At 69.6% G+C, this 10,207-nt stretch carries 7 protein-coding genes; 6 read left to right on the top strand and 1 reads right to left on the bottom strand.

All coding sequences use genetic code 11. The annotated features are described in order from the left end of the window. The first annotated feature begins 318 nt into the window (after positions 1 to 318). The 5 genes from AB0N07_RS48305 (at position 319) to AB0N07_RS48285 (ending at position 7,053) form a co-directional block, all read left to right on the top strand. Complete coding sequence (locus tag AB0N07_RS48305; RefSeq protein ID WP_365846952.1) at positions 319 to 1,608, top strand: extracellular solute-binding protein; 1,290 nt, start codon at positions 319 to 321, stop codon at positions 1,606 to 1,608. Positions 1,609 to 1,767: 159 nt separating this feature from the next. Further along, a complete protein-coding gene (locus tag AB0N07_RS48300; protein WP_365846950.1) occupies positions 1,768 to 2,724 on the top strand; it encodes a sugar ABC transporter permease in 957 nt (318 codons plus the stop codon). Continuing rightward, on the top strand, positions 2,721 to 3,605 hold the full coding sequence (locus AB0N07_RS48295; protein ID WP_365846948.1) for a carbohydrate ABC transporter permease: 885 nt from the start codon (positions 2,721 to 2,723) through the stop codon (positions 3,603 to 3,605). Before AB0N07_RS48300 ends, AB0N07_RS48295 begins: the two co-directional genes overlap by 4 nt. A gap of 10 nt (positions 3,606 to 3,615) precedes the next feature. Further along, on the top strand, positions 3,616 to 4,206 hold the full coding sequence (locus AB0N07_RS48290) for a hypothetical protein (protein ID WP_365846946.1): 591 nt from the start codon (positions 3,616 to 3,618) through the stop codon (positions 4,204 to 4,206). 111 nt (positions 4,207 to 4,317) lie between these two features. Further along, positions 4,318 to 7,053: a Tat pathway signal sequence domain protein gene (locus AB0N07_RS48285; protein ID WP_365846944.1), complete on the top strand. Its 2,736-nt coding sequence runs from the start codon at positions 4,318 to 4,320 to the stop codon at positions 7,051 to 7,053. Positions 7,054 to 7,170: 117 nt separating this feature from the next. Here the strand turns inward: AB0N07_RS48285 and AB0N07_RS48280 are convergent, their stop codons facing one another. Then, a complete protein-coding gene (locus AB0N07_RS48280; protein ID WP_365846942.1) occupies positions 7,171 to 9,534 on the bottom strand; it encodes a hypothetical protein in 2,364 nt (787 codons plus the stop codon). A 125-nt stretch (positions 9,535 to 9,659) separates the two neighbouring features. On the opposite strand from AB0N07_RS48280, the gene AB0N07_RS48275 reads away from it, so the two are divergent. Then, positions 9,660 to 10,106, top strand: a complete 447-nt coding sequence (locus AB0N07_RS48275) for an SRPBCC family protein (RefSeq protein WP_365846940.1) — start codon at positions 9,660 to 9,662, stop codon at positions 10,104 to 10,106. The last annotated feature ends 101 nt before the right edge of the window (positions 10,107 to 10,207 follow it).

The following is a 10,207-nucleotide window of genomic DNA, read 5'->3' as shown; positions in this document are numbered from 1 at the left end:
CGTCTGCGAGAGCAGGCGGGCCGCCGACGTGTGTACCCCTCGGACGGGTTCCGCCCCGCAGTGAGATTCGGCCGGACAACATCCTTGTGTGGATGGCCAGTTGACGTTCGGTCCGTCGATCGCAAGCGTCTCACCTGCGGCATCGACTCTCTCGTGGTGCGTTCTGGCGCTGATGTGCCGTGAACTCGTCCGCGCGCCCGGTAAGAAATTCCTGTCCGAATCATTGACGCACTCCGAGCCCCTCCGTAACTTGTGGCAGCAAGCGCTTACTTGAAACGATTCATGCAGCTGGCGATGATGCCGGGGAGGGGCCCGACTGTGGGAACCAGCAGGAATGTTGAGAGGCGTACGATCCTCAAGGCCGCCGGAGCGTCGGCGGCCGCGCTGGGGCTGGCCGCGACGACGGGCTGCGGCGGCGACAGCGGCACCTCCGCCGACGGGACGGTGACGATCCGTTACTCGTGGTGGGGTGCCGACGAGCGGGCCAAGAAGATCAACCGGACCATCAAGCTCTTCGAGAAGAAGTACCCGAAGATCAAGGTGAAGACGGACTTCCAGGACTACGTCTCATTCTGGGAGAAGTTCCAGACGCAGGCAGCCGGTGGAAATCCCCCGGACGTTTTCCAAAACGCCGTCACTTTCCTTCGGAAGTACGACAAGAGAAGCGTCCTGCTCGACCTCAAGGCCCAGATCGACGCGGGGAATCTGAGCCTCGGCAACTTCCGTGCGGGCGTCACCAAGGTCGGCGAGGTCGACGGCAAGCAGCTCGGCATCCCCGTCGGCTCCAACACGATGGCGCTGGTCATCGACAAGAAGGTCTTCCAGAAGGCGGGCGTCGAACCGGCCACGGGCTGGACCTGGGACGACTACTTCAAGGCCCTCAAGACCATCCACGACAAGACCAAGGTGCCCGGCGACACGGGCTACTTCAGCATCATGTACCTGTACGACCTGTATCTGCGGCAGAACGGAAAGGCGTTCTACACCAAGGACGGGCTCGGTTTCGACAAGGCCGACCTGACGGAGTGGTGGCAGGACGGCTACAGCCGGGTGAAGGCCGGCATCATCACCGACCCCAGGACCGTCGAGCAGGACCGGCCCAAGTCCTCCCTCTCCGCCGGTCATGGAGCCTCGGAGTTCACCTGGGACAACTTCACCGTTCGCTACACGGCCGAGGGCAGCAGCGAGTACGGCCTCGCGCCGATCCCCACCATGGACGGAAAGCACACCGGGCAGTACCTGGCCTCCCTGATGCTGAGCGCCTCCGCGCGCACCCAGCACCCCAAGGAAGTCGCCCAGTTCATCAACTTCATGGTCCACGACCCGGAAGTCGGCAAGATCATGGGCTACGACCGGGGCATCCTCGCCTCGACCCAGCAGTACGACGCGTTCAAGCCGACCGACCCGGTCAACAAGGAGATCGCGCAGTACGAGGCGGACACCGCCGAGGCCGGTGTCCTCGGCACGATCACCCCGCACCCCTCCGGCGCCGACACCATCGAGGCGGCCTTCCTGCGGATCGGCGGCGACCTGGCCCAGGGCAAGACGAAGCCCTCCGCCGCGGTGAAGCAGTTCTTCGACGAGTCGCAGGCCGCCTTCCAGGCGTAGGCGCTCCGCTGGGGGCGCGGTGGTTCGTCGAGTTCTGTCTGCTGCGCCGTCGTGGCTGGTCGCGCCCACGTGGCGGGAGCCGCGTATCGGGCACAGCCCCGCGCCCCTGTGGGGCGCTGCAACCGCAGTCACCTCGCCTGGAATCGATTGGGAAGCACTGTGACGCTCGTCAAGGAATCACCGCCCGCCACCCGGAAGGCCCGTTCCGCCGCCCCGGCCGCCGTCAAGCAGCGGGGGCGGCGGGAGAACCTCGTCGGCTATCTCTTCATGTCCCCGTGGATCGCGGGCTTTCTGCTCCTGACCGCGGGCCCCATGGTCGCCTCGCTCTACTTCGCGTTCACCGACTACAACCTCTTCAACACCCCGAAGTGGGTCGGTCTCGACAACTTCACCAAGATGTTCGACGACCCCCGCTGGCAGAAGTCGGTGGAGGTGACGGCCAAATACGTGATCATCGGCACCCCGCTGAAACTGCTGCTCGCCCTCGGAGTCGCGCTGCTGCTCGCGCAGAGCCGCCGCGGACAGGCCTTCTACCGGGCCGCGTTCTACGCGCCCTCGCTCATCGGCGCGAGCGTCTCGGTCGCCTTCGTCTGGCGGTCGATCTTCTCCGACAACGCCATCGTCGACCGTACGATGTCGGTCTTCGGCTTGCACGTCGGCGGCTGGGTCGGCAACCCCGACTGGATCCTCTACTGCCTGGTCGCCCTCACCGTCTGGCAGTTCGGCGCACCCATGGTCATCTTCCTGGCCGGGCTCAAGCAGGTGCCCAAAGAGCTGTACGAGGCCGCCGAGCTGGACGGCGCCGGGGCCTTCCGCAAGTTCTGGAGCATCACGCTGCCGATGATTTCCCCGGTGCTGTTCTTCAACGTCCTGCTGGAGACCATCCACTCGTTCCAGATCTTCGGCTCGGCCTATGTCGTCTCCAACACCTACTGCGGCCCGGCCGACGCCACGCTCGTCTACACCTGCTACCTCTACCAGCAGGGCTTCAAGAACGCCCAGATGGGCTTCGCCTCCGCGATGGCCTGGATGCTGCTGCTCGCCGTGGCCCTGGTGACCGCCGTCCTGTTCTGGTCGCAGAAGAAGTGGGTGCACTACGAGGAGGACGCCCGATGAGTGCCACCACACCCACCACCTCGAAGCTGCTCGGCGGTCTCGGCCGCAAACGCGCCGGCTCGCTCGTCTGGCACATCGGCTCGCTGCTCGTCCTCGCGGTCGTCCTCTATCCCGTCGTCTGGGTGATCGGCGCGTCCTTCAAGCCGAGCAAGGACATCATCAACAGCCTTCAGCTGTTCCCCGCTCGTCCCATCCTGGAGAACTTCAAGGGCCTCGCCGACGGTATCGCCGACATCTCGATCTGGACGTTCTTCCGGAACTCCCTTCTGTATGCGGGCGGCGCCGTGATCGGCATCCTGTTCTCCTGCTCGCTGACGGCGTACGCCTTCGCCAAGATCAGGTTCGCGGGCCGGAACCTGCTGTTCTCGCTGATGATCGGCACGCTCCTGCTGCCGTATCATGTGCTGCTGATCCCGCAGTACGTGATGTTCCAGAAGCTGGAGCTGATCAACACGTATGTGCCGCTGCTCCTGGGCAAGTACCTGGCCACGGAGGCATTCTTCGTCTTCCTCATGGTGCAGTTCATGCGCAATCTGCCGAGGGAGCTCGACGAGGCCGCCCGGATCGACGGCTGCGGGCATCTGCGGATCTACTGGTCGATCGTGCTGCCGCTGTGCCGGCCCGCGCTCATCACCAGTGCCATCTTCACCTTCATCAACGCCTGGAACGACTTCATGGGCCCGCTGATCTACCTCAACGAGCCGGGCAAGTACACCGTCTCCCTCGGCATGATGATGTTCCGGGACTCCGACGGCGTCGCCGCCAACTACGGCGGCCTCATCGCGATGTCGCTGGTGGCGCTGCTGCCGGTGCTGCTGTTCTTCCTCGCCTTCCAGCGCTATCTGATCGACGGTATGGCGACCTCCGGACTGAAGGGCTGAGGCGGTCACCATGGCCGGAGTGCGGGTGAAGGCACGCAAGGAGTCGGTGTTCGCGGAGCGGTTCGGGGTCTTCGCCGAGTGTCTGCTCACCGGGGTGTGGATCGCGGTGGCCTCGCTGGGAGTGGTGACCTTTCCGGCCGCCTTCGCCGCCGGGTCGCGGCATCTGCGCCGTCGTACCGGCCATGAGGGCGGCGGCCGGCGGGAGTTCGTCGGCGACTTCCGTACGGCCGTGCGCGGCGGATGGGTCGCCGGGCTCGCCGGGTGGATTGCGGTGGGCCTGGTCTGGGTGGACGTCCAGGCCGCGCGTGCCGGTCTGCCCGGAGGGCCGTTCGTGGGGGCCGTCGGCCTGTTCGCGCTGATCGGTCTCGTCGTGGCCGGGCTGCGAGCGGCGGCGGTCTGGGAGCCGGGGGCGGCCTGGCGGGCGTTGCTCGCCGAGGCCGGCCGCCGCACCGTCCTCGACCCCGCCGGATCCTTCCTGCTCGTCGGCGGAGTGGTCCTCGTGGTCTGTTCCGCCCTGCTGATCGCCCCGCTGGCGGTCCCCGTCCTGGGGGCCGTCGCGGCCGCGGCCGTCGCCGTGGAGGAGCGGTACCGGCGCCGCTGACCGGTGGTGCCCTCCACCAGGCGGGCGCCCCGGGTGCCCTGCCTCTCTGTCATGCCCCTGACCAGCTGCTCGGAAGAAGCGTCCCGCACGGAAAGGAAAGGCTGAACTCTCATGTCTCCCATCCCCCGCAGGTCCCTCCTCAAGGCGGCCGCCGTCGCCGGAGCCGCCGCGCAGTTCAGCTGGGCCCCAGGGGCCAAGGACGCGCAGGCCGCGCCCAGAGCCGAGGCCGCGGCTGCCGATCCCGTGACCCTGGACTGGCTGGAGGACGGCGGCCTGGGGGCCGCGCCCGGCTCGACCGTCGGCGTTCCCTGGCCGAAGGGTGTCCACCAGCCCGACCAGGCCTTCGCGCTCACGGACGCGGACGGCAGGGTGGTGCCCGTGCAGTCCTGGCCGATCGCGTACTGGCCGGACGGCTCCCTCAAGTGGTCGGCGCACGCGGTGAGTTCGGGCTCCGGCAAGCTCACCCTCGCCGCCGGTGACGCGGCGGCCCCCGACAAGAAGGTCACCGTAGACAAGAGCGGTGGCACCGTCGACGTCTCGACCGGTGTCATCACCGCCAAGATCGGCAAGAACGGCTCCACCCTCATCAAGTCGGTGACCCGCGGCTCGACGGAGATCGCCAGGAACGGTCGGCTCGTCCTGATCCGCCAGCCGGAGATCGAGGACGAGGACCAGGGCACGGTCAGGACCGAGCGCTTCGACGGTGCCATCGGAGAGGTCACCGTCGAGCAGGAGGGGCCGGTCCGGGCCGTCGTCCGCATCGACGGCAAGCACCGCAAGGGCGACCGGAGCTGGCTGCCGTTCTCCGTCCGGCTGTACTTCTACGCAGGCGCCGACTCCTTCCGCATGGTGCACACCATCACCTACGACGGCACCCAGGAGCCCGGCAAGGCGAGCGGCGACTTCATCAGAGGGCTCGGGGTGCGCTTCAGCGTTCCGATGCGGGACGCGTCGTACGACCGGCACATCCGCATCGGCGGCGAGGGCACCGGACTGCTGCGGGAGGCGGTCAAGGGCATCACCGGGCTGCGCCGCGACCCGGGCGCCGCCGTGCAGGCGGCCCAGTACGCGGGCCAGAAGCTGCCCGACCCCTCCACCTGGGACCAGCGGGTGACGACCCGGCTGCAGTACATCCCGGAGTGGGGCGACTACACCCTCTCCCAGCTCTCCGCCGACGGCTTCACGCTGCGCAAGCGGACCAAGAAGGGCTACGGCTGGATCGCCGCCGGCGGCGGCAAGCGCGCCTCCGGCTTCGGCTATGTCGGCGGCGCGAGCGGCGGATTCTCCTTCGGCCTCAGGAACTTCTGGGAGAAGCACCCCGCCCAGCTCGACATCCGCGACGCCCACACCGACGAGGCCGAGGTCACCCTCTGGCTCTGGTCGCCCGAGGCCCAGCCCATGGACCTGCGCTTCTACCACGACGGCATGGGCCAGGACACGTACGCGAAGCAGCTGGAAGGCCTCAACATCACCTACGAGGACTACGAGCCGAAGTTCGGCACCCCCTACGGCATCGCCCGCACCTCCGAACTCCTCTTCTGGGCCAACGAGTCGACCCCGGCCGCCGAGAAGCTCGCCCGACAGATCGAGGCCGTACGCGTGCTGCCGCAGCTCGCCGCCCCGCCGGGGCAGCTCATCAAGGCCAAGGTCTTCGGCCCGGGCCTGTACTCCGAGCCGGACCGCTCCACACCGGCCAAGGCGAAGATCGAGGATCACCTCGACTTCCTCTTCACCTACTACAAGGACCAGGTGGAGCAGCGCCGTTGGTACGGCTTCTGGGACTACGGCGACTTCATGCACACCTACGACACCGTGCGCCACCAGTGGCGGTACGACGTCGGTGGCTACGCCTGGGACAACTCCGAGCTCTCGCCGGACATCTGGCTCTGGATGGCCTACCTCCGCTCCGGCCGTGCGGACATCTTCCGCTTCGCCGAGGCCCTCACCCGGCACACGGGCGAGGTCGACGTCTACCACCTGGGCGACTGGGCGGGCCTCGGCACCCGGCACGGCGTCCAGCACTACGCCGACAGCGCCAAGCAGCAGCGCATCGCCAACACCACCTACCGGCGCTACTACTACTTCCTCACCGCCGACGAACGCGTCGGCGACCTCATGCACGCCAACGTCGACTCCGACGAGACCTTCCTGGTCCTGGACCCGCAGCGCAAGGTCCGCACCGACCCGTACACGCCCGACCGGCACGCCCTGTCGATCGGCTTCGGCACCGACTGGAGCGGCCTGGTGTCCGCGTGGCTGACCGAGTGGGAGCGCAAGGGCCCCAAATGGGAGAAGGCCAAGGCGCGCGTGCTGTCGACGATGGAGGGCATCGCCGCACAGCCCAACGGCTTCGTCCAGGGCAGCGGGCTGTACGACCTCGACACCGGCGAGTTCGCCGTCGCCTCGACGCCCGTGGTCTCCGTCTCGCACCTCTCGGCCGTCTTCGGCCTGGGCGAACTGTGCGCCGAGCTCATCGACCTCGTCGACATGCCCGAGTTCAACCAGGCCTACTTCGACTACTGCCGCTACTTCAACGCCACGAAGACCGAGCAGAAGGCTCGCTACGGCTCCGACTTCGGCACCCTGCTGCTGTTCCAGGGGCACTCGCGCCTGGATGCGTACGCCGCCGTCCAGACCGGTGATGATGCGCTGGCCAAGCGGGCGTGGACGAAGTTCTACGGCTCCGACGGGTATACGGAGGCTTCGCCCTGGAAGACGGAGGCTTTGAGCGGGCCGGTGACTCTGGTTGCGGGGAGCGAAGCGGCGTGGGTTTCGTCGAACGACACGGCGCTGTACGGCCTTGCGGCCATTGAGAATCTGGCGCTGCTCGGCGACAAGATGCCGTAGCGCTCCGCTGGGGGGCCGGGGAACTGCGCTCCTCTTTCGTCTGCGGGTCCGTTGTGGCTGGTCGCGCCCACGCGGCGGAGCCGCAAATCGGCAGAGCCCCGCGCCCCTTTGGGGCGCTCAGCTCATGGTGGTCAAGATGTCCCGTACGCGACGGACATCCCTGAGGCGGCGCTCGTAGGTTGCCCCGAGTGCCAGTAGGAGCAGGCCGGCGAGGGCAAAAGGCACCCAGCGGGGGAGGGCGCCGGTCATCTGGACCAGGTAGGGGGCCAGTTCGTGCAGGGCGTCCAGGATCAGCACCGAGCCGCCCAGGACGAGGGGGGCCTGGAGGCGGTGGCGGGCACCCAGAAGGGTGCTCAGCAGGGCCGCCGTGCCGAGCAGCAGCGGGCGCGTCCAGTGCGGGTCGTGCCAGGCCGCGGCGAGGCTCGGCAGCAGGGTGGCGGCGAGTCCGGCGCCGTACGCCGTCCACGACGACGCCTGCGGATCGCGGGACCTGCGCCAGGCGCCGACACACAGCGCCGGAACGGTGACCGGGAGCGTGTACGCCTCGACGGTGCCGACGTCCCAGGCGGCCAGCCGGACCCAGCCGGCCAGCAGGAACAGGGCGGCGGCCGCACAGCCTGCGGGGCGGCGGTCGGAGCGTACCGCCGTGCCCGCCGCGATCACTCCGCACAGGGACAGCACCAGGGCGAGCATCGGCGGGGCGGTGGTCGCGAGGCCGACGGCCGGCAGTCCGGCGGCGGCTCCGGTCACCTCGACCGGCACGCGCGCGCGGCTCTCACCCGGGCGCGCGGCGAGCAGGGCCGCGGCCGCCGGGACCACCAGGACCAGCAGCGCCGTGTGCTGCGGCCGCCAGTCGGCCGCCAGACCTGTGGCGCATGCCAGCGCGGTGGCGTACACGAGCGCGGCCGGGGCCGTGAAGGGCGCGAGGTGCGGCCGCAGCGAGGCAGCGGCGAACAGTGCCGTCAGAACGGACAGCACGGTGAGAGTGGCCGTCTGGGAGGCCAACGAGAGGAAGGCGAGGGAGACCGAACCGCCCAGGGCGAGCGCGGTGCCGGTCACGGGCAGGAGCCGGAGGGCCGCCGCCGCGAGGACCGCTGCGGTCACCGCACCCTGCAGCCACAGGGCGGCGGAGTAGGGGAGTTGGAGGACCGCAGGCAGAGTCATGACGGTGGCCCAGGCGAGGAGTGTCGCGCCGGTCAGCGCCTGGGGCCGCCGGGTCTCGCCACGGACCAGCAGGGCCAGCGCGGCTGCCACGACCACCGGGCCGAGGAGCAGCTGACCGGGATACGGCGGCCACGGCATGTGGACGGCCGCCGCGGCCCGCGCGCCCGAAGGCGCACCGGTCCACCAGCCTTCCGCCCAGCCCAGCGGGCCCAGCAGCGCGACCACGACCAGCGGCAGCGCACAGGCGACGGCGACGGCCTGCACCGCCGCGGAGGCCTGGACGAGTCCCCGCCGCACAGGCTCGGGCAGTCGCACCCGCAAGACCGCCAACAACGCGACGCCACAGGCCAGGTACCCCGGTACGGTCCATCCGTCCGGCAGCGTCACCCGCAGCACGCCACCGACCGCAGCGACCAGGAGCAGACCGCCCGGCACGGCGTGGCCCGTCGCCACGGCCGGCTTCGGCAGCCGCCAGGCGGCGACCAGTGCGATCGCCGCCGCAAGGGTGAGGAGCGCCGCCGCACGGGCGGCGGCGCCCGGACCGGCTGCATCCCACGAGAGCCAGCCGGCCGTCAGTGCACCCAGGGCGCCCGTGCCGTACGCGCCGACGGCGGCGAGGACGCGTACGGACCCGGCGGCAACCCACAGCGCCACAGCTGTGTCGAACCCGGCCGTCACCAGCAGCGCGGTCGCGATCCCGGACGATCCCGCGCCGGCCGAGAGCGCCCAGAAGAACAGCGGGAGTTGGGCCGCCGCCAGCGCGCCGGGCAGCGGCAGCCGCAGCCCGGCCGCACGCGGCAGCAGACCGTACGCCGCCCAGAGCCCCGCCAGCAGCGCCGACGCGATGGCCGTGTACCCCGCCCCGTCCGTCCCCGTGAAGGCGACCTGCTGCAGTGCGTACGCGTCCAGCACCGTCAGCGCCAGTCCCAGACCGGCCACCGACTCGGCCGTCGAACGCAGCCCGCGCTGCAGCAGGACAAACGGCGCACCGAGCGCGGCCACCGTGACCGCGCCGAGCACGAGGGCCCGCCCCGCGATCCCCAGATGCCCCCAGCTGACCAGTGTGAACACCATCGCGGCGACGGTGAGCAGGACCCCGCCGAGCAGCAGCAGAACGTTCTGCACACCGGGCGCGGTGGCCTCCGGGCGAGACGCCTCTACGGGCGCGTGCGGTGCCGGGTGCACCGGGCGGGCCGTCTGAAGCGCGGCGACCAGCCAGGCACGGCGATGAAGCAACTGGGCCCGGCGGGCGTCCAGTTGCCGCAGCTCGGCATCGAGGAGCCACAACTCCTCCGCCGGGGGCGGAACATGCGTCATGCCTCGGAGTGTGGTCCGCATCACGTCGTACGCCATGAGTGCAGGTACTCAGCCACGTACTCAGATCCCGCCACACGTGGCCCGGATACGGGAGCGAACGCCCCGGGTACGGGCAGACTCCTCCCATGGACTGGACGCACTACCGCTTCCGCAGCCGCTGGGTTCTGCCCGCCCCGCCCGCCACCGTGTACGAGGTGCTGGAGCGGGCCGAGGAGTACCCCCGCTGGTGGCCCCAGGTGCGGGAGGTGACCCGGCTCGACGACACCACCGGCGTCATCCGGATCCGCTCCGTCCTCCCGTACGACCTGCAATTCACCGCCCGCGAGACGTGCCGCGACCCCGGCGTGGGCGTCCTGGAGATCGCCATGTCCGGCGACATCGAGGGCTGGGCGCGCTGGACGATCACCGCCGGGGGCGCCGGCGCCCTCGCCCGCTTCGAGCAGGCCGTCGACGTGCACAAGCCGCTGCTGAGGCGGTTCGCCGTGCCGGGTCGGCCGGTGTTCCGCGCCAACCACCGGCTGATGATGCGGGCCGGACAGCGAGGCCTGGTCGCGTACCTGGAAGCGGTTTGAAGGAAACCCGCGAAGACCTGTATGGTTCAGTGCGTTCCCGGGCGATTAGCTCAGTGGGAGAGCGCTTCGTTCACACCGAAGAGGTCACTGGTTCGAACCCA

The organism is Streptomyces sp. NPDC051172, assembly GCF_040682555.1.
Lineage (GTDB): Bacteria > Actinomycetota > Actinomycetes > Streptomycetales > Streptomycetaceae > Streptomyces.
The sequence above is the reverse complement of the archived record's forward strand: the minus strand, read 5'-3'. Positions and strand labels throughout refer to the sequence as shown.

Excerpts from the sequence above, each read along its gene's own strand:
- AB0N07_RS48295 (WP_365846948.1), top strand. The coding sequence starts at position 2,721 with ATGAGTGCCACCACACCCACCACCTCGAAGCTGCTCGGCGGTCTCGGC.
- AB0N07_RS48290 (WP_365846946.1), top strand. The coding sequence starts at position 3,616 with ATGGCCGGAGTGCGGGTGAAGGCACGCAAGGAGTCGGTGTTCGCGGAG.
- AB0N07_RS48285 (WP_365846944.1), top strand. The coding sequence starts at position 4,318 with ATGTCTCCCATCCCCCGCAGGTCCCTCCTCAAGGCGGCCGCCGTCGCC.
- AB0N07_RS48280 (WP_365846942.1), bottom strand. The coding sequence starts at position 9,534 with ATGACGCATGTTCCGCCCCCGGCGGAGGAGTTGTGGCTCCTCGATGCC.
- AB0N07_RS48275 (WP_365846940.1), top strand. The coding sequence starts at position 9,660 with ATGGACTGGACGCACTACCGCTTCCGCAGCCGCTGGGTTCTGCCCGCC.